The following is a 22248-nucleotide window of genomic DNA, read 5'->3' on the forward strand; positions in this document are numbered from 1 at the left end:
CGGCATGAGGCAATCCAGCACCACGCGCCGCCAGTTGCTGCGCCAGGGCGCGGCGGCGGCCCTGGCCTGCGGCCTGCCCGCGGCCTGGGCCGACACCGTCGCTGCAGGCGGTCCGGTGGTGCTGCAGGATGCGCTGGGCCGGCGCGTGGAGATTGCCGCGCCGCCGCAGCGCATCGTCTCCATCTTTGCCTCCAATACCGAGCTGGTGGCCGCGCTGGGCCTGCTGGACCGCGTGGTGGGCGTGGAGGATTTCACGCGCTTTCCACCGGGCGTGGAGCGCATTCCCAAGGTGGGCGGGCGGCTGGGGTTCTCGGTGGACGCCGTGGTGGCGCGCCAGCCGGACCTGGTCATCGTCACGCCCGCGCGCCAGGCAGCGCACCAGCTGGTCGATCCCATGGAGCGCATCGGCGTGCCGGTGATGGTGCTGCTCAGCCGCTCGCTGGCCGAGGTGATGGACAACCTGCGCCTGGTGGCCCGCGCCACGGGCGTGCAGGCGCGCGGCCAGGCGCTGGCCACGGCGCAGGAAGCGCGGCTGCTGCGCGTGGACCGGCTGGTGGCCGGCCAGCCCCGGCCGCGCGCGCTCATGGTCACGGGCCGGCTGGGTAACGGCATGCTGCTGGCGGCCCGGCCGGGCACCTATACCGGCGAGGCCATGGTGCGCGCGGGCGCCGCGTTCGCGCTGGACGGCCTGGGCACCGTGCCCCAGGTCTCGCCCGAGGCCGTGCTGGCCGCCGACCCCGACGTGCTGCTGTTCGCAGGCACGCAGGAGGCCATGCAGGACCTGATCGGCCAGCGCGGCTGGCGCGACCTGCGTGCCGTGCGCGGCGGCCGGGCCACCACGGTGGCGCGCGCCGAGTTCCTGATTCCCGGGCCGCGCACCTTTGGCGGCGTGGAAAAACTCTCGCGCTGGCTGCACCCTGCGGCCTGGGCCGGGGAGGCTGCATGAATTCCCTTTCACATCCACCTGCGTGGCGCCCCTGGGCCGGTGCGGTCCTGCTGCTGCTGGCCAGCCTGCTGATCGCCGCCTGCGCGGGCCACCAGTGGGCCAGCCCGGCCGACCTGCTGGCCGCGCTGGGCGGCGAAGACAGCCTGCGCAGCCGGCTGCTGCTGCAGTGGCGCGTGCCGCGCGTGCTGGCAGCCGCCCTGGTGGGCGCGCTGCTGGGCCTGTCGGGCGCCATCTTCCAGGGCGTGTTCCGCAATCCGCTGGCCGAGCCCTATCTGCTGGGCGCCTCGGGCGGCGCGGCGCTGGGGGCGACTGTCGCCTTGCTGGTTCCCATGCATCTATTGTTCGGCCTGCCCCAGGCATGGACGCTGCCCGTGCTGGCCTTTGCGGGCGCCTGGGGCTCGACCGTGCTGGTGCTGGCCGTCTCGCGCGTGGCCGGTGCCACCGATGCGGCCGGCATGCTGCTGGCCGGCGTGGCGCTGGCGGCCGTGTTGGGCGCGCTGCGCTCGTTCCTGATGCTGGCGCTGTCCGATGAGACGGTGAGCCTGCAGGTGGTGCTCAGCTGGGTGCTGGGCGGCATACAGACGCCGTCCTGGAGCGGGCTGGGCCTGCTGGCCGGCGCCTCCCTGGCCTGCCTGGCCGGGGCCATGGCGCTGGCGCGCGGGCTGGACCTGCTGGGCCTGGGTGCCGATGCGGCCCAGGGCTTCGGCCTGGATGTGGCGCGCTTCACGCCGCTGGCCGTGCTGGCCGGCTCGCTGGTGGTGGCCGTGGCCGTGGCCTATGGCGGGCTGGTGGCCTTCGTGGGGCTGGCTGCGCCGCACATCGCGCGCTGGATGGCGGGACCGCTGCACCGCGCGGCCCTGCCGGCGTCGGCGCTCACGGGCGCCATCATCGTCACGCTGGCCGATGCCATTGCGCGCAGCGTGCTGCCGCCGGCCGAAATCCCGCTGGGCCTGGTCACGGCCGTGGCGGGCGGGCCCTTCTTCATCGTGTTGCTGGCGCGCAGGCTGAGGTCCGCATGAACGGTGCCATCCCTTCCGTCACACCGCGCCTGCAGGCCCGGACCCTCACGCTGCGCCACCGTGGCCGCAGTGTGCTGGACGCCGTCTCGCTGCAGCTGCCCGCCTGCGGCGCCGTGGCCCTGGTGGGGCCCAATGGCGCGGGCAAGTCCAGCCTGCTGTCCCTGCTGGCGGGGCTGCAGGCGCCTGCATCCGGCAGCGTGCTGCTGGACGGGCAAGACATCGCAACCCTGCCCGTGGCCGAGCGAGCGCGTCGCGTGGGCTATATGCCGCAGCGCTTTGCGCCGCACTGGGACCTGACGCTGGCCGAGCTCATGCACATGCGGCTGGCGGGCAGGGGTGATGTCGAGGCGGCCATTGCAGGCGCCGGGCTGCAGGATTTCGCGCGCAGGCGCTGGTCCACGCTGTCCGGCGGCGAGCAGGCGCGTGCCCTGCTGGCCACCGTGCTGGCCACCGACCCGCCCGTGCTGCTGGCCGACGAGCCCGGCGCCGCGCTGGACGTGCGCCACCGCCTGGCCCTGGTGCAGGCGCTGGCGCAGCGTGGGCGCGAGCGGCTGGTGCTGGTGGTCATGCATGACCTGGACCTGGCGCTGGCGCACTTCGGGCGCGTCATCGTGCTGGACCAGGGGCGCATTGCGCTCGATGGAGCCCCTGCCGAGCTGCTGCATGCGCCGGGGCTGGATGCCGTGTTCGGCGTGGATTTCGAGCGCATCGACGCACCTCCGCAAACCTTGCTGCGCGCGCGGCTGAAACAGGAGAACTGACCCCATGCGCATCGATCTGGCCGGCTGGACGCGCGACGCCACGCGCGGCGGGCACCGTGAATTCCTGGCGCTGTTCGAGCGCGCGGAGCGCCTGGGTTTCCAGGGCGTGTGGTTCAACGAATTCCGCGTGCCCGATACCGCCTGGCCCTATCCCTCGCCCCTGCTGCTGGCCGCCGCCGTGCTGGCGCGCACCGAGCGGCTGCGCGTGGGCACCTCGGTGCTGGTGCTGCCGCTGCACCACCCACTGATGCTGGCCGAGGAGATTGCCCAGCTGGACCTGCAAAGCGCCGGCCGCATCGACGTGGGCGTTGGCAGGGGCACGGAGCCGGCCGCGCTGCGCGCCCTGCAGATCGATGCGGACAGCACGCGCGAGCGCTTCGAGCAGTCCTGCCGCATCCTGGTGGAGGCGCTGTCCGGCAAGCCCATCGCAGCGGGGCAGGGGCCCTGGCGCTTCGAGGACCGGCCCGCCCTGCCTTTGACCGTGCAGCGCCCGCATCCTCCCTTGTATGTGGCCGGCTCCACGGCTGAGACCCTGGGCTTTGCCGTCGATCAGAATCTGCCCCTGCTGCTGAGCCTGGAGCCGCCCGAAGGCATGCAGCTGGAGCGCCTTGAGGCGGCCGCGCAGGAACGCGTGCGCGATGCCGCCGCGCTGCGTGCGCGTTCATCGCTGGCGCGCTATGTCTGCATCGGTGCCGATGAGGCCGCCGTGCAGGCCCAGCTGGCCACGCTGTGGCCGCAGCTGTACCAGCGGCGCGTGTACTTTGCGGGCAAGCGCGGCGTGCCGGCCGACCAGGTGCTGCCCATCGATGTGCCGCGCGTGCTGGCCGAGCAATTCATCCATGGCACGCCCGAGCAGTGCCATGCGCAGATCACCGCCTTGCGCGAGCGCACGGGCATTGGCCAGCTGCGCTGCGTCTTCAACGCCAACGGCCTGTGGAGCGATGCCCAGGCCCTCGCCGGCATGGAACTGTTTGCGCAGGAGGTTCTCCCTTCATTGCGCAGCGCCGTGCCTTTCGCCACCGTCTGACTTCCTCTTTTTTCTGGAGAACCTTCCATGCAAACCGCCAAGATTCCCGCCACCATCGTCACCGGCTTCCTGGGCAGCGGCAAGACCACGCTGCTGCGCCACATCCTGGACAACGCCGATGGCCGGCGAATCGCTGTGATCGTCAACGAGTTCGGCGAGCTGGGCATCGACGGCGAGATCCTCAAGGGCTGCGGCATCGGCTGCGACGACGACGGCAACGAGCGCGAAGGCGCGCTGTACGAGCTGGCCAACGGCTGCATGTGCTGCACGGTGCAGGAAGAGTTCTTCCCCGTGATGCGCGCGCTGGCCGAGCGCCGCGACCAGATCGACGCCGTGATCATCGAAACCTCGGGCCTGGCCCTGCCCAAGCCCCTGGTCCAGGCCTTCCAGTGGCCCGAGATCGCCAACGTGTTCACCGTGGACGCGGTGGTCACCGTGGTGGACACACCAGCGGCCGCCAGCGGCCAGTTCGCCGCCAATCCCCAGGCCGTGGACGAGCTGCGCCGCGCCGACCCCAACCTGGACCACGAATCGCCGCTGCACGAACTCTTCGAGGACCAGCTGGGCGCGGCCGACCTGGTGGTGCTCAACAAGACCGACCTGGCCGATGCCGATGCCCTGGCGCGCGTGACCGCCCTGGTGCGCGAGGAGCTGCCGCCCGAGGTCAAGATCGTGCAATCGTCCCAGGGCCGCCTGCCGCTGGACGTGGTGCTGGGCCTGGCCAAGGCGGCCGAGACCACCATCGACCAGCGCGTGAGCCACCATGACCACGACGAGGACCATGACCACGACGACTTCGACTCCTACGTGATCGACCTGCCCGCCGTGGACCGCGACCGCCTGCTGGCCGCGCTGGAGACGCTGGTGGAGCAGCACAGCATCCTGCGCGTCAAGGGCTTTGCCGAGATCCCGGGCAAGCCCATGCGCTGGCTGCTGCAGGGCGTGGGCCGCCGCTTCGACCACCATTTCGACCGCGCCTGGCGCGAGGGCGAGGCACGCGGCACGCGCCTGGTGTTCATCGGGCAAGACCTTGATGAAGCAGCGCTGCGCAAGGGCCTGGAGAATGTGGCCGCCTGACCTTCCGATTCCGCACTGAAACCTGTTCCATGCACCTGCTGTCCACGCGCCCCGGCGGCTTCGTCGAGGACGAGAGCATCGTCACCCGCCTCGACCAGACGCCGGCCGACATCGTCATCCTGAGCTCGGCCGACACCACGCTGGCCCTGCTGTCCTCGGCCGTGGCCGCGCTGGCCGGGGCGTCGGCGGACTTTCCTTCGGTGCGGCTGGCCAATCTGCTGTACCTGCGCCAGCCGGCCTCGCTGGACCTGTATGTGGACGAGGTGCTGCGCCATGCGCGCGTGGTCATCGTGGACCACCTGGGCTCGGAATCGGCCTGGCCCTACGGCATCGAGCAGATCGGCTCTCTGGCGCGCCGCAAGGGCCAGCGCCTGGCCATGTTCTCGGGTGACCTGCAGGAAGACCCGCACCTGCTGGCGCGCAGCACGCTGCCGGCCGCCGCCTGCCGCCAGCTGTGGCAATACCTGCGCTCGGGCGGCGCGGCCAATGCGCGCGAATTCCTCAAGGCCACCGTCTACCACGGGCTGGACCGGGGCGATGCGCCGCTGCCGCCGCGCACCCTGCCGCAGGCGGCTGTCCACGTTCCCCCGGCGCTGTTCGCTGCCAGGAGCCATGCCCAGGTCCAGACCCAGGTCCATGCCCATGACGTGGCCGGCATCGACGACCTGCAGCGCGCCTGGACGCCGGGCGCGCCCACGGTGGCCCTGGTGTTCTACCGCTCCCACCTGCTGGCGGGCAACACGGCAGCCTTCGACGCCATGGCCCTGTCGCTGCAGCAGCGCGGCATGAACCCGCTGCCCGTGGCGCTGGACTCGCTCAAGGACCCGCTGTGCCTGGCCACGCTGCGCCAGCTCTGCGAAGACCATGCCGTGCAGCTGGTGCTCAACACCACGGCGTTTTCGGCGCTGGAATCGGGCACGGCCCTGGCCGGCGATGCGCCCGTGCTGCAGGTCATTGCCAGCGGCGGCAATCGCGAGGACTGGTGGGCCGACAGCCAGGGCCTGCGCCCGCGCGACATCGCCATGCAGGTGGTGCTGCCGGAGATGGATGGCCGCATCATCACGCGCGCCATCAGCTTCAAGGGCCTGTCCCACCGCTGCGCCTTCACCCAGGCCGACGTGGTGGCCTACCAGCCCGAGCCCGACCGCGTGGACTTCGTGGCCGACCTGGCCTGGCGCTGGTGCCGCCTGCGCAGCCTGCCCGCGCGCGACAAGCGCCTGGCCCTGGTGCTGGCCAACTATCCGGGCAGCGAAGGCCGCATCGGCAGCGGCGTGGGGCTGGATACGCCAGCCTCCGTGATCGCCATCCTGCAGCACCTGGCGGCCGAAGGGCACGAGCTGGGCGACCCCGCGCAACTGCCCGCCGATGGCGAGGCGCTGATGCACACCCTGCAGCAGGGCATTGCCAACGACCCGGCCCAGTGGCCGCTGCGCCCGGCCTGGCAAAGCTATGCGCTGGACGAGTACCTGGCGCGCCTGGCCGCGCTGCCGGACGGCATGGCCGACGCCATCACGGCGCGCTGGGGCGCGCCCGAGGCCGACCCGCTGCTGCGCCAGGGCCGCTTCATGATCGCGGGCCTGCGCCTGGGCCATGTCTTTGTCGGCATACAGCCGGCGCGTGCATTGGGCGGCTTGAGGCTGGGCGCGCAGGACTATGCGAGCTACCACGATGCCGAGCTGGTGCCGCCCCACAGCTACCTGGCCTTCTACTTCTGGCTGCGCGACCGCTTTGCCGTGGACGCCATGGTCCACGTGGGCAAGCATGGCAACCTCGAATGGCTGCCGGGCAAGAGCCTGGCGCTGTCGGGCGCGTGCTGGCCCGATGCCATCCTGGGCCCGCTGCCGCACCTGTACCCCTTCATCGTCAACGATCCCGGCGAAGGCGCCCAGGCCAAGCGCCGCAGCCAGGCCGTGATCATCGACCACCTGATGCCGCCGCTGACGCGCGCCGAAAACCACGGCCCGCTGCAGGACCTGGAGCGCCTGGTGGACGAGTACTACGACGCCCTGCTGGTCGATGCGCGGCGCGGCGCGCTGCTGCGCCGCCAGATCCTGGACATCGTGCGCCGCCAGCACCTGGACCAGGAGCTGGACCTGGCGCCCGGTGCCGCGCAGGACGACGATGCCGTGCTCGAACGCATAGACGCCTACCTGTGCGAGCTCAAGGAAACCCAGATCCGCGACGGCCTGCATGTCTTCGGCGCCTCGCCTCAAGGCCGCCAGCGCCGCGACACGCTGCTGGCGCTGGCGCGCTTCCCGTCGGACGAAGGCCAGGGCCTGATACAGGCGCTGGCCGCCGACCTGCTGGACAGCCCCGGTTTCGATCCGCTGCGCATGGAGCCCGCACGCCCCTGGACCGGCGCGCGCCCCGCCGCCCTGCAGGCCGTGAGCGACGAGCCCTGGCGCCATGAAGGCGACACGCGCGAGCGCCTGGAGCTGCTGGCCCAGCAGTTGCTGGAAGGTGAGGCTCCGGCCGGTGACTGGCCGCAGACGCGCGCCGCGCTGCAACAGGTGCATGCCGTGCTGGCGCCCGCGCTGGATGCCTGCGGCGGCGAGGAACTGCGCCAGCTGCTGCGCGGCCTGCAGGGCCGCTTCGTGCCGCCCGGGCCCAGCGGCTCACCCTCGCGCGGGCGGCCCGACGTGCTGCCCACGGGGCGCAATTTCTACACGCTGGACACGCGCGCCATTCCCACCCAGGCCGCCTGGGAGCTGGGCCAGCAGGCCACGCTCAGGCTGCTGGAGCGCTATCTGCAGGAGCACGGCGAATACCCGCGCACCCTGGGCCTGTCGGTCTGGGGCACGGCCACCATGCGCACGGGCGGCGACGACATCGCCCAGGCCTTTGCGCTGATCGGGGTGCGCCCCAAATGGGCGCCCGGCAGCCAGCGCGTGGTGGACTTCGAGGTCGTGCCGCGCGTGGGCATGGGCCGGCCGCGCGTGGATGTGACGCTGCGCATCTCGGGCTTTTTCCGCGATGCCTTCCCCGGCGCCGTGCAGATGTTCGACGCGGCCGTGCAGGCCGTGGCCGCGCTGGACGAGGACGCCGAGGACAACCCCATACGCGCGCGCATCCTGGCCGAGGCCGAGCAACTGCAGTCGCAGGGCATGGACGCCGTGCAGGCCCGCCTGCAGGCCGGCTGGCGCGTGTTCGGCGCGCCGCCCGGCCACTATGGATCGGGCCTGGGCGGACTGTTCCAGAGCGGCGACTGGCAGGGCGATGCCGACCTGGCCCAGGCCTACCTGGGCTGGAGCCAGCACGCCTACGGCCAGGACGCCGAGGGCGTGCCCGCAGGCGACGCGCTGCGCCGCCGCCTGGGCGAGCTCGACGTGGTGGCCCACAACCAGGACAGCCGCGAGCACGACATCCTCGACTCGGGCGACTACTTCCAGTTCCAGGGCGGCATGGCCTCGGCCGTGCGCCACCTCTCGGGCCGCCAGCCCGCGCTCTACCACGGCGACCACGCCAACCCGGCCCAGCCGCGCGTGCGCTCGCTCAAGGAAGAGATTGCGCGCGTGGTGCGCTCGCGCGTCACCAATCCCAAGTGGATGGACGGCGCCAAGCGCCACGGCTACAAGGGCGCCTTCGAGATGGCGGCCACGGTGGACTACCTCTTCGGCTTCGACGCCACCACGCAGCAGGTGGGCGACCACCAGTACGCCCTGGTGGCTGATGCCTATGTGCTGGATGCGGCCACGCGCGACTTTCTCGTGCAGCACAATCCGCAGGCCCTGCGCGACATGCTGGAGCGCCTGCTCGAAGCCATGCAGCGCGGCCTGTGGGAGCAGCCCGGCGACTATCGCCAGCAGCTGGAAGACCTGCTGCTGGAACATGAAAACCACCTCGAAGGATTGCGCGGATGACCGCCTCCACTGACCTGGGCAGCGGCGCCCAGCCCGCGCTGCCGCCGCTGTTTCCCTTTGCCGCCATCGCTGGCCAGCCCCTGCTGTGCCAGGCGCTGCTGCTGGCCGCCATCGACCCGCAACTGGGCGGCGTGCTGATCGAGGGGCCGCGCGGCACGGCCAAGTCCACGGCCGCGCGTGCGCTGGCCGAGCTCATCGATGCCGCGCCCTTCGTCACGCTGCCGCTGGGCGCCTCGCTGGAGCATCTGGCCGGCTCGCTGGACCTGGGCCAGGCCATGGCCGGCCATGCGCTCAAGTTCGCGCCCGGCCTGCTGGCGCGCGCCCATGGCGGCGTGCTCTATGTGGACGAGATCAACCTGCTGCCCGATGCCCTGGTCGATGTGCTGCTGGATGCGGCTGCCAGCGGCGTCAACGTGGTCGAGCGCGACGGCATCTCGCACCGCCACGCGGCGCGCTTCGTGCTGGTGGGCACCATGAACCCCGAGGAAGGCCAACTGCGCCCGCAGCTGCTGGACCGCCTGGGCCTGTGCGTGCGCCTGGCCAATGTGGAGGATGCGGCCCAGCGCCAGGCCATCGTGCGCGCGCGGCTGCTGTTCGATGCCGACCCGGCCGCCTTCCGCGCCCGCCATGCAGACGCCCAGGCCGCGCTGGCAGCCCAGCTGCGCACGGCACGCGAGCGCCTGCAGCCGGCCGGCGCGCTGCCCTGGTCCGACGCGGTGCTGCAGGCCGCAGGCGCGCTGTGCATTGCCGCCCAGGTGGACGGCCTGCGCGCCGACCTGGTGCTGCTGCGCGCCGCCCGCGCCTGGGCCGCCTGGCTGGGCGATACCGAGGTCAGGCCCGACCATGTGCAGGCCGTGGCCGAGCTGGTGCTGGTGCACCGCCGCAAGCCGGGGGCGCCGCAGCAGCAGCATCCACAGCCGCAGCCGCAGCCGCAGCCGCAGCCGCAGCCGCAGCCGCAGCCGCAGCAGCCATCCCCACAGCAGCCGCCATCGAATCCGCCTTCGCAGTCGCCGGCACAAAGCCGGCCGCCTGCAGAATCCACGGCCAACGGCGCAGGCGACAGCCCGCCCTCCGAGGCTGACTGGGGCGCCATGCCGCCCGAGCCCGTGGGCCTGCTGCGTGTCGCCGTGCCCTCATTGCTGGCCCGCGAGGCCGCAAAGGCGGGAGCGCCCGCCACAAAAAAAGCCTGAGCCCCCGCGGCCCCACGCCACAGGCAAGGGCTGCGGGGGCGGGCCAGCAGGCGACTGGCCAGCCCCGGCTGGCCCAGGCGCAAGGCGGGCAGGCCACCGGCAGCTGGGACTGGCCGCGCACGCTGGCCGCGCGCGGCGCCCAGGCGCTGGCGCCTGAACATCTGCAGCGCCGCCGCGAGCCGCCGCAGGCCACGCGGCTGCATTGCTTTGTGCTCGATTGCTCGGCCTCCATGGCCGGCAGCGGCGCACTGGCGCGGGCCAAGGGCGTGCTGCTGTCGCTGATGGAAGAGGCCTACCGCCGCCGCGAGCAGGTGGCGCTGATCTGCTTTGCGGGCACGCGCGTGGAATTGCGCCTGCCGCCGCGCAAGGCTGCGGCCTGGAATGACGACTGGATCGCTCCCATTGGCGGGGGCGGCGGCACGCCGCTGCAGGCGGCCGTGGAACAGGCGGGCCAGTTGCTGCAGCGCCATTGCGGCGCAGACGCCTCCTGCCAGGGCTGGCTGTGGCTGCTCACCGACGGCCGCACGCGCGAGCGGCCTGCGCGGCCTTCGGCGGCGCAGGAGGCGGGCATCGTGGACTTTGAATCGGGCCGCGTGCGCCTGGGCCGGGCCGCTGCGCTCGCTGCCGCCTGGGACGCACGCCATGTGCGGGCCGATGATTTCGCAGGCTGATCTGCGGCTCTGACGAGGTCAGGCCGGCCAGCTCAGCTCGAACAGCGCGCCGCCACGCTCGCCCGGCAGGCACTGCGCCCGCCCGCCATGGGCCTGGGCAATGGCCTGCACCACGGCCAGGCCCAGTCCGCTGCCGTTGCCTGCACCCACGCTGGCATTCCTTCGGCTGCGGGCGCCTTCACCGCGCTGAAAAGCGTCGAAGATGCGCGGCGCAAGGTCCGCCGCCACGCCGGGGCCGCTGTCTTCCACGCGCACGGTGCACAGGCCGTGGCGCACGCGCGCGGCCACCAGCAGCGGGCCCGGCTGCGCGTACTGCATGGCGTTTTCCAGCAGGGCCAGCAGGGCCTGGCGTATGCGCACGGGGTCGCAGACCACGGGCTGGTCATCGAGCTCCATCGCCAGCTGCAGGCCCGCCTGCTCCAGCGCCGGTCCCACGGCCAGGGCTACCGAGCGCACCTCGCCGGCCAGGCAGGTCTGGCGCAGCTGCAATTGCAGATGGCCGTTTTCCTGCAGGCCCAGCAGGCGCAGGTCGTCGATCAGGCGGGTCAGCCCCTCAACCTGGGTCATCAGGCTGGCCAGCATGTCCTTGCTGGGCAGGAAGACGCCATCGGACAGGCCTTGCAGCCGCCCGCTGAGGATGGTCACGGGCGTGCGCAGCTCATGGGCGATGGCCGCGCTCCAGAAGGCGCGCTCCTGCGCCATGCCTTCCAGGCGCCGGGCCAGGCTGTTGAAGTCGTGCACCAGCTGCGCGGCCTCGTGCAGCGCGCTGTCATCCGTGCTGGCGCGCGCCGACAGGTCGCCCTCGGCCAGCTGGCGCAGGCTGATGGCCACCGAGTCCAGCGAGGGCAGGATGCGCCGCGACAGCCGCGTGGCCACGAATATGGCGATCAGCATGGCCACCACCAGGGTCAGCAGCACCCAGGCCAGTTCCACGCTGGAGGGCATCCAGCCGTCGGAGACGCTGGCCGGGTGAAAGGTCAGCAGCAGCGCATAGAAGGCGTACGAGCCCAGCACGCACAGCACGACCACGGCCAGCGTGACGGCCGACATGGTCAGCACCACCTGCCGGCGCAGGCCGGCCGCTGCGCTCATGACGGCACTCCCCGGCCTGCGGCCTGTGCAGCGCTCATGGGTCCATCCCCAGCCGGTAGCCCACGCTGCGCACGCTGTCGGGCATGCCCTGCAGGCCCAGGCCTTCGAGTTTCTTGCGCAGCTTGCTGATGTGGCTGTCCACGGTGCGCTCCAGCGTGTGGCCTTCGGGCAGGCAGCTCAGCAGCAGTTCGGCGCGGCTGAACACGCGCCGGGGCGAGCGCACCAGGCTGGCCAGCAGGTTGAATTCGGTCACGGTGAGTTCGGGCACATGCGTGGCGCCCTGCACCTGCACGCTGACCTCGCGGCTGTCCAGGTCCACGCGAAAGGGGCCGGCCTGCAGCAGCTTGGTATCGCGGAGCCGGCCCTGGCCGCAGCGGCGCAGCACGGCCTGCACGCGCGCCACGACCTCGGCCGCGTTGAAGGGCTTGCCCACGTAGTCGTCCGCGCCAATGCGCAGGCCGATGAGCTTGTCCACGTCCTGGTTGAGTGCGGTGAGCATGATGACGGGCGTGTCGCCGCGCCGGCGGATTTCGGACAGCACCTGCCAGCCGTCAAGGCGTGGCATCTGCACGTCGAGAAGAACGAGATCGGGTTTCAAGTGGTGGTGCAGTTCAAGGGCCTGCTGGCCATCGGCGGCATGCACGGTGCGCAGGTCGCTGCGGGCCAGGTAGGCGCACAGGATGTCTGCGATCTCGGGCTCGTCCTCGGCAACGAGGATGAGCGATGTCGATGGCTGGAAAGGCAAGGGCTGGGCAATGATAGAAGCCATTTTGAGGTCGCGGCGGGGGCTGTGTTCATCTCCATCGTTCTTCCACATTTCCCGGGCCGAAATGCCATCGAAAGAACGCAAGCTGTTTCCCTGTGCCGCCGCAATTGGCCGGCATGCGAAACAAATCCCTGAATATGAAGTCACAGCGGCAATGCCGTATGAGCGGGTGGGAGAGCTGTTAGCTTTGCAGCGGCTCCATGGATGAATGGCCCTGGCGGCAACACGCCGCAGGCCGAAGCCGCACCGGCAGGAGTTTCCTCCATCCCCATGCCTCCTGGCAATCTGGATTTGCATCCGGATGGCCCCTCAGATGTGTCGGCGCCAGGCGCCGTATTTTTTTCCGCAGCGCGCCCTGGCGTGCATTGAAAACCAGACCTCGCGTCCATGCCACAGTTCTTCATTCACCGGCCCATCTTTGCCTGGGTCATCGCGTTGTTCATCGTGCTGCTGGGCGTGCTTGCCATTCCGCAATTGCCGATCTCGCGCTATCCCACGGTGGCGCCGCCCACGGTGAGCCTGTATGCCACCTATCCGGGCGCCACGCCCAAGACGCTCAATGACTCCGTGGTCTCGCTGATCGAGCGCGAGCTGTCCAGCGTCCGCCACCTGCTGTACTTCGAGTCCTCGGTGGACACCTCGGGCTCGGCCGAGATCAAGGCCACCTTCAAGCCCGGCACCAACCCCGAGCTGGCCCAGGTGGATGTGCAAAACCGCATCAAGGCCGTGGAGCCGCGCCTGCCGCAGGCCGTGCGCCAGAACGGGCTGCAGGTGGAGTCGGCCACGTCGAGCTTTCTGCTGCTGGTGGGCCTGATCTCGCCGGGCGGCGAGTTCGACGAGCTGGCACTCAATGACTACATGGCGCGCAATATCGTCGAGGAGCTTCGGCGCATCGAGGGCGTGGGCCGCGTGCAGCTGTTCGGCACCGAGCGCGCCATGCGCGTCTGGGTCGATCCGGCCAAGCTGATCTCCTACGGGCTGTCCATGGGCGACCTCACCCAGGCCATCCAGCAGCAGAACATGCAGATCGCCCCGGGCCGCGTGGGCGATGCGCCCATCGCCCCGGGCCAGCGCGTGACCACGCCGCTCACCGTGCAGGGCCAGCTGACCTCGCCCGAGCAGTTCGCGGCCATCGTGCTGCGCGCCCATGCCGACGGCTCCCGCCTGGTGCTGGGCGACGTGGCGCGCGTGGAGCTGGGCGCGCAGTCCTATGCCTTCTCCAACCGCGAGGATGGCAAGCCCGCCACCAGCGCCGCCGTGCAGCTGTCGCCGGGCGCCAATGCCGTGCGAACGGCCGCTGCCGTGCAAAAGCGCATGGCCGAGCTGGCCTCCATCCTGCCGAGGGGCATGGAGCACACCATCTCGTTCAATACCGCGCCCTTCGTCAAGATCTCCATCGAGAAGGTGGTGCAGACCCTGGTCGAGGCCATGGTGCTGGTCTTCCTGGTGATGTACCTGTTCCTGCAGAACCTGCGCTACACGCTGATCCCGGCCATCGTGGCGCCCGTGGCGCTGCTGGGCACCTTCGCCGTGATGCTGGTGGCGGGCTTTTCCATCAACGTGCTGACCATGTTCGGCATGGTGCTGGCCATCGGCATCATCGTGGACGACGCCATCGTCGTGGTGGAGAACGTGGAGCGCCTCATGGCCGAGGAAGGCCTGTCGCCGCGCGATGCCACGCTCAAGGCCATGAAGGAGATCACGGGCGCCATCATCGGCATCACCCTGGTGCTGACGGCGGTGTTCATTCCCATGGCGTTCGCCAGCGGCTCGGTGGGCGTGATCTACCAGCAGTTCACGCTGTCCATGGCCGTGTCCATCCTGTTCTCGGCCTTCCTGGCCCTGAGCCTGACACCGGCGCTGTGCGCCACCTTGCTCAAGCCGGTGGCGGCAGGCCACCATGAGAAGAAGGGCTTCTTCGGCTGGTTCAACCGCGGCTTCGAGCGGCTGACGAACCGCTACGAGGCCCATGTCACGGGCCTGGTCCGGCGCACGGGCCGCATGATGCTGCTGTTCGCGGCCATCGTGGCCATCCTGGTGTTTGCGCTGCGCCAGCTGCCATCGGCCTTTCTGCCCGAGGAGGACCAGGGCTACTTCATGGCGTCCATCCAGCTGCCGGCCGATGCCACGGCCGAGCGCACGCTGGACGTGGTCAAGCGCTATGAGGAGCATGTGGCGCAGCGCCCCGGCATCGCCTCCAGCATCTCGGTGCTGGGCTTCAGCTTCGCGGGCTCGGGCCCGAACGCGGCCATGGCCTTCACCACGCTCAAGGACTGGGACCAGCGCAACGGCGCCACGGCGGGCGAGGAAGTCTCGCTCGCGCAAAAGGCCATGGAGCATGCGCCCGAGGGCGCCATCATGGTGCTGCAGCCCCCTGCCATCGACGAGCTGGGCACCTCCTCGGGCTTCACCATGTACCTGCAGGACCGCACGGGCCAGGGCCATGCCGCGCTCAAGTCGGCCACCGACCAGTTGCTGGCGCTGGCCGGCAGCAGCAGCGTGCTGGGCTCGGCCTACCAGGACAGCCTGCCTTCGGGCACCAGCGTGCGGCTGGAGATCGACCGCCAGAAGGCCCAGGCCCTGGGCGTGGGCTTTGCCGCCATCAGCGAGACGCTGTCCACGGCCATGGGCTCGCTGTACGTCAACGACTTCCCCAACGCCGGACGCATGCAGCAGGTCATCGTGCAGGCCGACGCGCCCGCGCGCATGCAGATCGATGACGTGCTCCGGCTGAACGTGCGCAATGCCTCGGGCGGCATGGTGCCGCTGGCCGAGTTCGCCACGCCCGTGTGGTCGGAGACGCCGCTGCAGCTGGTGCGCTACCAGGGCTTTCTGGCGTCGCGCATCTCGGGCACGCCTGCGCCCGGCACGTCCAGCGGCGCGGCCATGGCCGAGATGGAGCGGCTGGCGGCCCAGCTGCCGCCCGGCTTTGCCGTGGCCTGGACCGGCCAGTCGCTGCAGGAGCGCCAGTCGGCCGCGCAGGCGCCGCTGCTCATGGCCCTGTCCATGCTGGTGGTCTTCCTGGTGCTGGCCGCGCTGTACGAGAGCTGGTCCATCCCGCTGTCGGTGATGCTGGTCGTGCCCCTGGGCCTGCTGGGCGCGGTGGCGGCCGTGCTGCTGCGCGGCATGCCCAACGATGTGTTCTTCAAGGTGGGGCTGATCACCATCATCGGCCTGTCGGCCAAGAACGCCATCCTGATCGTGGAATTCGCCAAGCAACTGCGCGAGGAAGGCCAGGACCTGCGCGAGGCCGCCATCAAGGCCGCACGCCTGCGGCTGCGGCCCATCCTCATGACCTCGCTGGCCTTTGCGCTGGGCGTGGTGCCGCTGATGCTGGCATCGGGCGCCAGCGCCGAGACCCAGCACGCCATCGGCACGGGCGTGTTCGGCGGCATGGTCAGCGGCACGGTGCTGGCCGTGTTCTTCGTGCCCGTCTTCTTCGTCTTCGTCCTTGAATGGCAGCGGCGCATCGCCGGGCCGCGCGGCAGCGCGCGCCGGCCGCCGCCCGCTGCCGACCCCGGAACCTGAACCATGCCTCTCTGGATCGCGCTCAACGCCCTGTGCTTTCAGGGCCGCCCGCCGGCACAGTCTTTGAATCCCTGCGCGCCACCGGCGCCTGCGAACCCGGCCCGGCAGTCCGGCTCCGCCGGCTCCACCGGTTCCGGGCCGCCAGCGGAGCAGGCCGGCGCCTTCGCACGCGGCGCCAGTGCCACGGTGGCCGGCACGAACGGCCCATGATTTTTATAATGGCGGTTTCGTTCGCCATTGCAGGAGGTATTCGTCCCATGCGCCATTGATGCTGCCGCTGTCCCAGCGGCCCGCTTTTCCCGACCCTGCCCACCGCACGCGCAATGCATGCAAAGCGGCAAGGAACTGCGTTGGCATCCATGAACTGCGATATGACGAATACCACGATCACGCTCGACGGCGTTTCCTGCGTGCTGCCCGACGGCAGCCCCCTTTTCTCCGATCTTTCCGAAACCCTTGATCACCGCCGCACCGGCCTGGTGGGGCGCAACGGCGTGGGCAAGTCGCGGCTGGCGCGCATCCTGGCCGGGCTGGATGCGCCCTCGCAGGGCCGCTGCCTGCGCTCGGGGCAGGTGCTGTACCTGGCCCAGCGCACGGACTGGCATGACCAGCCTTCGGTGGCGGCGCTGGCCGGGCTGCAGCCCGCGCTGGAGGCGCTGGCGCGCATCGAGGGCGGCAGCTGCGATGCCCGGGACTTCGAGCGGCTGGCCGACCGCTGGGATCTGCGCCAGCGCCTGCAGGCCCAGCTGGAGCTGGCGGGCCTGGGCCATCTGCGCGCCGACACGCCGGGCCACGCCCTCAGCGGCGGCGAGGCCATGCGCGTGGCCCTGGCGGGCGCGCTGCTGTCGGTCGCCGACCATCTGGTGCTGGACGAGCCCAGCAACCACCTGGACCGCGAAAGCCGCCAGGCCCTGGCCGCGCAACTGCAGCGCTGGCCCGGTGGCCTGGTCGTGGTCAGCCATGACCGCAGTCTGCTGCAGGGCATGGAACGCATCGTGGAGCTGTCGCCGCAGGGGCTTCGCAGCTACGGCGGCGGCTACGCCTTCTATGCCGAAGCCAAGGCGCGCGAGATGGCCTCGGCGGTGCAACTGCTGGAGCAGCGCAAGCTGGAGCGCCGCCGCGAAACGCAGCAGCTGCGCGAGCAGCAGGAGCGCCAGCAGCGCCGCGAGGCGCGCGGCCGCCGCCAGGGCCAGGAGGCCAACCAGGCGCGCATTCTGCTGGACCGGCAAAAGGAGCGCAGCGAGGCGTCGGCCGGCCGGCTGCGCCGCCAGCATGCAGACACGCGCGAGGCGCTGGACCAGCGCGTGCGCGAGGCGGCGCGCCAGATCGACCTGCAGGTCGGCATCCGCATGCAGGCGCCGCCACCGGCCGGCGCTCCCTGCGACGTGGTGGCGCTGCTGGACGATGTGCTGCTGCCGTTTTCGTTGTCCACGGGGCCGCGCCTGAACCTGTCTCTGTACGGCGGCCAGCGCCTGGCCGTGGCCGGCCCCAACGGCTGCGGCAAGACGCGCCTGCTGGATGTGCTGTCGGGCCGCCTTGCGCCCCAGGCGGGCGAGGTGCGCCGCATGCAGGCCTGTGCCTACCTGGACCAGCGCCTGTCCCTGTTGCAGCCCGGACGCACGGTGATGGAGCAGTTGCAGGACGCCTGCCCCGGCACCCCCGTGGATGTGTTGCGCACGCGCCTGGCCTGGCTCGGGCTGGCGGCCCGGCAGGTGGAGCAGCCCGCGGGCCGGCTCAGCGGCGGCGAGCAGCTCAAGGCCGCCCTGGCCTGCGCGCTGCATGCCGAGCCGCCCGCGCCCCTGCTCCTGCTGGACGAGCCCTGCAACCACCTGGACCTGCCTTCCCTGCAGGCGCTGGAGGTCATGCTGCGCGGCTACGCCGGCACGCTGGTCGTGGTCTCGCATGACGAGGATTTTCTGCAGGCCATCGGGCTGACCGACCGCCTGGTGTGGTCGCCGCAGGGCTGGCGAATGGAGTCCGCCTAGCTTTCCTGCGCTATCAGCGCCTGCAGTGCGCGCACATCGGTCACCAGCAGCGCCTGGCGCCCCTCCTTGCGCAGCAGGCCGCGCCGGGTGAGGGCGCCCAGCTCGCGCGTGACCTGCTCGCGGTTGGTGCTGATCTTGCTGGCCAGCACCGAGTGCGAAGGCACGGGGCTGATGAGGGCCGTGTGCTCGGGCGAGACGCCCGCCTCCCGGGCCAGGCGCAGCAGCTCCATGTGCAGGCGCGTGGGCACGCCCAGGGTGCTCAGCTCCATGACGCGGTCGGTCAGCCGCCGCACCAGGCCGGCCAGGCCCTCCATCATGCGCAGGGCAACGGCGGGCTCGCGCGCCAGCAGGGCCAGGAAGTCCTGGCGCGAGAGGCTGGCCAGCAGCGAGGATTCCAGGGTGACCACATCGGTGGAGCGGGCCTGGCCGTCAATGGCCGCCAGGTCTCCGAAGTGCTCGCCGGGCCCGTAGTCGCGGAAGCTGACCTCGCGCCCGCCCGGCGAATAGGTGGTGATGCGCACGCGCCCGCTGACCAGGAAGAACACGTCGCTGCCCGTGGAGCAGCGGCTGAACACGGGCTGGCGGGCCTGCAGCGGGCGCCATTCGCAGTCGGCGGCGATGCGGTCCAGGCTGGCGCTGCCCAGGCCCTCGAACAGGGCGATGCCGCGCAGGGCGAAACTGGAGGGCTGGGTGGGGTGGGCCATGGAACCAATAGCGGGCGTAAGGTACAAAGATTCTGGATCGGCCAGGCCCGGCCTAAGTTCCTTCAAGCTGCCGTTCTTGCGGTCTTCTCCTGTCTTCTTCCGCCGTCGGGCGCATCATCGCTTTCCATGGCCCGTGTCCCTCATCCGGCTTTGCCGGCTCTGCCGTCCCTGCGCAGCCTCCACTGGTCCACCGGCCTGGTGCTGTGGACCTATGCGGCGCTGCACCTGTTCAATCACGCCCTGGGCCTGGTCTCGCTGGGCACGGCCGAGGCCGTGCGCGAGCTGGTCCACGGCGTGTGGCGATCCCTGCCCGGCAGCCTGCTGCTCTACGGCGCGCTGGCCGCGCACATGGGGCTGGCGCTGCAGGCGCTGGCGCGGCGGCGCAGCCTGCGCATGCCGGCGCTGGAAGCCGTGCGGCTGCTGCTGGGACTGGGCCTGCCGCTGCTGCTGGCCCTGCACGTGCCGGCCACGCGGCTGGCGCAGGAGGCCTGGGGCGTGGACCCCTCATATGCGCGCATCGTGCGTTCTTCCTGGAATCCATCCAGCATGGCCATCCAGCTGCTGCTGATGACGGCCGCCTGGACCCATGGCTGCATGGGCCTGCACATGGCCCTGCGTGTGCGCGGCTGGTGGCGGCGCTGGCAGCCGCTGCTGCTCACGGCCGCCGTGCTGCTGCCCGTGCTGGCGGCGCTGGGCATCGTCTCCATGGCGCGCGAGATCGCGGCGGCCGGCCTGCCAGCGCCGGCCGGCCCCTCGCCCGAGGCATCGCAGTGGCTGCGCGCGCTGACGACCGGGCTGCGCCAGGGCTGGCTGGCCTGCCTGGCCGCGCTGCTGGCCGGCCCCTGGCTGTGGCGGCGCATGCGCCTGCGCGGCGCCCGCCAGGTGCTGCTGCACTATCCGGGCCGCACCGTGCAGGTGGCCCAGGGCATGAGCGTGCTCGAAGCCAGCCGCGAGCATGGCATTGCCCATTTGTCGCTGTGCGGCGGCAGGGCGCGTTGCTCCACCTGCCGGGTGCGCGTGTCCGGCTCGGCCACCCACCTGCCCGCGCCGGGGCGGGACGAGCGCCTCACGCTGGAGCGAGTGGGCGCGCCGCAGGACGTGCGGCTGGCCTGCCAGCTGCGGCCCACGGGCGATGTGCAGGTGGCGCCGCTGTTCCGCTCGCCGGCAGCCGCCCAGTCCGGGCGGGGTGATGAGCAGCGCGAGGTCCGCGAAGTGCGCGCGGTGGCCATCCTGTTCGTGGACCTGCGCCGCTGGTCGGGCCTGGCCGAGCGGCAATGGCCCGTGGATCTGTCCTGGGTTCTGGACCAGTATTTCGAGCGCGTGGGCCAGGCCGTGCACGACAGCGGCGGCATGGCCAACCAGTTCATCGGCGACAGCGTGATGGCCATCTTCGGCCTGGACACCGACCTGGACACGGCCTGCCGCCAGGCCGTGCAGGCCAGCGCCCTCATCGACCGGCGCATGCAGGAATGGAGCCACACCTTCGAGGCGCAGTTCGGCCAGCCGGTGGATTTCGGCATGGGCCTGCATGCGGGGCGCGCCGCCGTGGGGCGCGTGGGCTTCGAGCACACCACCACCTTCACGGCCGTGGGCGAGGTGGTCAACACGGCCAGCCGCCTGCAGGAATACACCAAGAGCGCCCAGGCGCGGCTGGTGCTGTCGCTGGAGGTGGCGCGCCGCGCGGGCGTTGCCGACGGCCTGGGCGAAGTCCGGCAGGTGCAGGTGCGCGGGCGCTCCGAGCCCTTGCAGGCCCTGCATGTGGCGCGGCCCGGCCTGCAGTGGCCCTGAGTGTGGATGGTGGGCGTGGACAGTGAGCGCGGGAACCGGAGAGTTTGCGCAAAGCTGTGCGTTTAGGCACTGACGTGCAGGCGGGCGAAGACGAGACTGCAGCCATGCAGAACGCAATCACGCGCTGCAGGATTTGACAAAGGATTCGCCATGAAGCACGCAAAGACCCTCTTCGCCATCGTTTCCCTTTCCTCCGCCTTGTGGTCGGGCATGGCCTCGGCCGCACCGGCCGCCACGGTATCTGCAGAAACCTGGTTCGGCGCCGAGCCCGTCGCCTCCGGCCCCGCGCTGTCGCGCGCCGAGGTTCAGGCCGACCTGGCCCTGTGGAACCGCGCCGGCCTCAACGTCTACCGCGAGTCCGACGTGAACCACTGGGATGCCGACTACCAGCAGCGCCTGGCCCAGTACCAGCGCATGCGCAGCGGCCCCGAGTACCTGGCCGAAGTACAGCGCCTGGGCGGCTCGGTGAAGGCGGCCGAAGGCCAGGGTTCCGGCCGTGTCCCGGGCTGATGCGATGACGCGCGCCGCCACGCATCGCGCTGCCCACGCCGCAGCATCGCCCTGGGCCGACTTCGCACCGCTGCTGGCCCGGGTGCTGCTGAGCCTGCTGTTCATCTACAGCGGCATCGGCAAGCTGATGGGGCCGGAGGGCACCATGGCCTATATCGCCAAGGCGGGCCTGCCGCTGCCCATGCTGTCGTATGCCATGGCGCTGGTGGTGGAGCTGGGCGTGGCCACGGCCCTGCTGCTGGGCTGGCGCACCCGCGAGGCCGCGGCCGTGATGGCCGTGTTCAGCGTCATGTCGGCGCTGATGTTCCACAACCAGTTCGGCGACAAGGGCCAGCTGGTGCAGTTCCTGAAGAACCTGGCCATCGCCGGGGGATTCGTGCAACTGATGCTGGCGCCCGTGGCGCCCGTGGCGCGCTGGAGCCTGGACGCACGGCGCAAGGCCTCGCGTTGAGCACGAGCCAGTGATCCCTGGCGCTGTGCGTTACCCATAGCCCATGAAACCGGCGCGCCCGAAAAGCCAGGGACACCGAGGAAGGGCCTACGCCGGCCGCGCCGCCCCGCCCCGAGGGTGTCGTCCCCCTCCCTCGCGAAGCGAGTAGAGAGGGGGAAGGCGCGTAAGCGCCTCAGGGGGTGTCTATTGTTTTCACACTTTGATGCCCTTCTCAGCCAGGCGGCGGGCGTAGGCGGCGAGGATCAGCCGCTCCGAATGCACCAGGTAGTCATTGAGCGCGGCAGCGGCCTCGGCGGGCTTGCCGTCCTCGAATTGCTGCAGGATGCGCGCATTCATGTCCACATAGGGGGCATGCAGGAAGTGCGGGTCACGCAGCAGGCCGAAGGCCAGCCGCAGCTCGGCCAGCAGGTGCTCGAACATGGTGTCCAGGCGCTCGCTGTCGGCCAGCTGCACCACGGCCTTGTGGAAACTCATGTTGGCCGTGCCCACGCCCGACCAGTCCTGGGCCTCGCGGTGGCGCTGTGCCGCCTCCACGGCTTCGCGCATCAGGCTGCGAGCCGGGTGCATGGGATAGGCCTGGGCCAGCGCCTGGCACTCCACCATGCGGCGCACGCGGTAGATGTCGATGATGGAGGCGATGCTGGGCGCCGCCACCGACACGCCCTTGTTGGGCTCGTGCACCAGCAGCCCCTCCTTGGTCAGCAGCCGGAAGGCCTCGCGCAGCGTGTTGCGCGAGATCTGCAGGCTTTCGCTGAGTGAGGCCTCCGACAGCTTTTGCCCGGGCTCCCAGGCACCATCGATGAGCTTGCTGCGCAGCTGCTCGGTCACGCGGTCGGTCAGGTTGAGGATATCGGTGCTGCGGGTCATGGTGAT

The 22248-nt window shown here is 71.0% G+C and carries 18 protein-coding genes; 14 read left to right on the plus strand and 4 right to left on the minus strand.

What is annotated here, in order from left to right; all coding sequences use genetic code 11:
• Positions 1-4: 4 nt before the first annotated feature.
• From LGR64_RS01225 to LGR64_RS01260, 8 genes are all read left to right on the plus strand, one after another.
• A complete protein-coding gene (locus LGR64_RS01225; RefSeq protein ID WP_230354889.1) occupies positions 5-946 on the plus strand; it encodes an ABC transporter substrate-binding protein in 942 nt (313 codons plus the stop codon).
• Positions 943-1965 carry a FecCD family ABC transporter permease gene (locus tag LGR64_RS01230; RefSeq protein WP_012207547.1) on the plus strand — a complete coding sequence of 341 codons (1023 nt, stop codon included), beginning with the start codon at positions 943-945 and terminating at the stop codon, positions 1963-1965. The genes LGR64_RS01225 and LGR64_RS01230 overlap by 4 nt, the downstream gene beginning before the upstream one ends.
• Complete coding sequence (locus LGR64_RS01235; protein WP_230354890.1) at positions 1962-2726, plus strand: ABC transporter ATP-binding protein; 765 nt, start codon at positions 1962-1964, stop codon at positions 2724-2726. Before LGR64_RS01230 ends, LGR64_RS01235 begins: the two co-directional genes overlap by 4 nt.
• A gap of 4 nt (positions 2727-2730) precedes the next feature.
• The gene (locus LGR64_RS01240; RefSeq protein WP_198821140.1) at positions 2731-3753 is read left to right on the plus strand and encodes an LLM class flavin-dependent oxidoreductase; all 1023 of its coding nucleotides are present in this window, start codon (positions 2731-2733) and stop codon (positions 3751-3753) included.
• 27 nt (positions 3754-3780) lie between these two features.
• The gene (gene cobW / locus LGR64_RS01245; protein WP_230354891.1) at positions 3781-4830 is read left to right on the plus strand and encodes a cobalamin biosynthesis protein CobW; all 1050 of its coding nucleotides are present in this window, start codon (positions 3781-3783) and stop codon (positions 4828-4830) included.
• A gap of 29 nt (positions 4831-4859) precedes the next feature.
• On the plus strand, positions 4860-8690 hold the full coding sequence (cobN, locus tag LGR64_RS01250) for a cobaltochelatase subunit CobN (protein WP_230354892.1): 3831 nt from the start codon (positions 4860-4862) through the stop codon (positions 8688-8690).
• Positions 8687-9880, plus strand: a complete 1194-nt coding sequence (locus tag LGR64_RS01255; RefSeq protein WP_230354893.1) for an ATP-binding protein — start codon at positions 8687-8689, stop codon at positions 9878-9880. Before cobN ends, LGR64_RS01255 begins: the two co-directional genes overlap by 4 nt.
• Before the next feature lie 209 nt (positions 9881-10089).
• Positions 10090-10551, plus strand: coding sequence for a vWA domain-containing protein (locus LGR64_RS01260; RefSeq protein WP_230354894.1), 462 nt, complete (start codon positions 10090-10092; stop codon positions 10549-10551).
• A gap of 18 nt (positions 10552-10569) precedes the next feature.
• On the opposite strand, the gene LGR64_RS01265 is transcribed toward LGR64_RS01260, so the two are convergent.
• The gene (locus tag LGR64_RS01265; protein WP_013800609.1) at positions 10570-11643 is read right to left on the minus strand and encodes an ATP-binding protein; all 1074 of its coding nucleotides are present in this window, start codon (positions 11641-11643) and stop codon (positions 10570-10572) included.
• A gap of 34 nt (positions 11644-11677) precedes the next feature.
• On the minus strand, positions 11678-12412 hold the full coding sequence (locus tag LGR64_RS01270; RefSeq protein WP_016448779.1) for a response regulator: 735 nt from the start codon (positions 12410-12412) through the stop codon (positions 11678-11680).
• Between the two features lie 384 nt (positions 12413-12796).
• On the opposite strand from LGR64_RS01270, the gene LGR64_RS01275 reads away from it, so the two are divergent.
• The 3 genes from LGR64_RS01275 to LGR64_RS01285 all read left to right on the plus strand — a co-directional run bounded on the left by LGR64_RS01275 (position 12797) and on the right by LGR64_RS01285 (position 17922).
• Positions 12797-15937: an efflux RND transporter permease subunit gene (locus LGR64_RS01275; RefSeq protein WP_230354895.1), complete on the plus strand. Its 3141-nt coding sequence runs from the start codon at positions 12797-12799 to the stop codon at positions 15935-15937.
• 3 nt (positions 15938-15940) lie between these two features.
• The gene (locus tag LGR64_RS01280) at positions 15941-16147 is read left to right on the plus strand and encodes a hypothetical protein (RefSeq protein ID WP_230354896.1); all 207 of its coding nucleotides are present in this window, start codon (positions 15941-15943) and stop codon (positions 16145-16147) included.
• Between the two features lie 149 nt (positions 16148-16296).
• Positions 16297-17922: an ABC-F family ATP-binding cassette domain-containing protein gene (locus tag LGR64_RS01285; RefSeq protein ID WP_230354897.1), complete on the plus strand. Its 1626-nt coding sequence runs from the start codon at positions 16297-16299 to the stop codon at positions 17920-17922.
• Here LGR64_RS01285 and LGR64_RS01290 read toward each other — a convergent pair.
• Positions 17919-18626, minus strand: a complete 708-nt coding sequence (locus LGR64_RS01290) for a Crp/Fnr family transcriptional regulator (RefSeq protein WP_013800613.1) — start codon at positions 18624-18626, stop codon at positions 17919-17921. The two genes, LGR64_RS01285 and LGR64_RS01290, sit on opposite strands and share 4 nt — an antisense overlap.
• A gap of 126 nt (positions 18627-18752) precedes the next feature.
• Between LGR64_RS01290 and LGR64_RS01295 the strand changes: the two genes are divergently transcribed.
• From LGR64_RS01295 to LGR64_RS01305, 3 genes are all read left to right on the plus strand, one after another.
• The gene (locus tag LGR64_RS01295; RefSeq protein ID WP_230354898.1) at positions 18753-20414 is read left to right on the plus strand and encodes an adenylate/guanylate cyclase domain-containing protein; all 1662 of its coding nucleotides are present in this window, start codon (positions 18753-18755) and stop codon (positions 20412-20414) included.
• Positions 20415-20564: 150 nt separating this feature from the next.
• Positions 20565-20924, plus strand: a complete 360-nt coding sequence (locus LGR64_RS01300; RefSeq protein ID WP_012207534.1) for a DUF4148 domain-containing protein — start codon at positions 20565-20567, stop codon at positions 20922-20924.
• Complete coding sequence (locus LGR64_RS01305) at positions 20911-21375, plus strand: DoxX family protein (RefSeq protein WP_230354899.1); 465 nt, start codon at positions 20911-20913, stop codon at positions 21373-21375. The genes LGR64_RS01300 and LGR64_RS01305 overlap by 14 nt, the downstream gene beginning before the upstream one ends.
• Before the next feature lie 192 nt (positions 21376-21567).
• On the opposite strand, the gene LGR64_RS01310 is transcribed toward LGR64_RS01305, so the two are convergent.
• Positions 21568-22242: a GntR family transcriptional regulator gene (locus tag LGR64_RS01310; protein WP_012207532.1), complete on the minus strand. Its 675-nt coding sequence runs from the start codon at positions 22240-22242 to the stop codon at positions 21568-21570.
• Positions 22243-22248 lie beyond the last annotated feature (6 nt).

The organism is Delftia sp. Lp-1 (assembly GCF_020523835.1).
In the GTDB taxonomy this organism is placed as follows: Bacteria; Pseudomonadota; Gammaproteobacteria; order Burkholderiales; family Burkholderiaceae_C; genus Comamonas; species Comamonas acidovorans.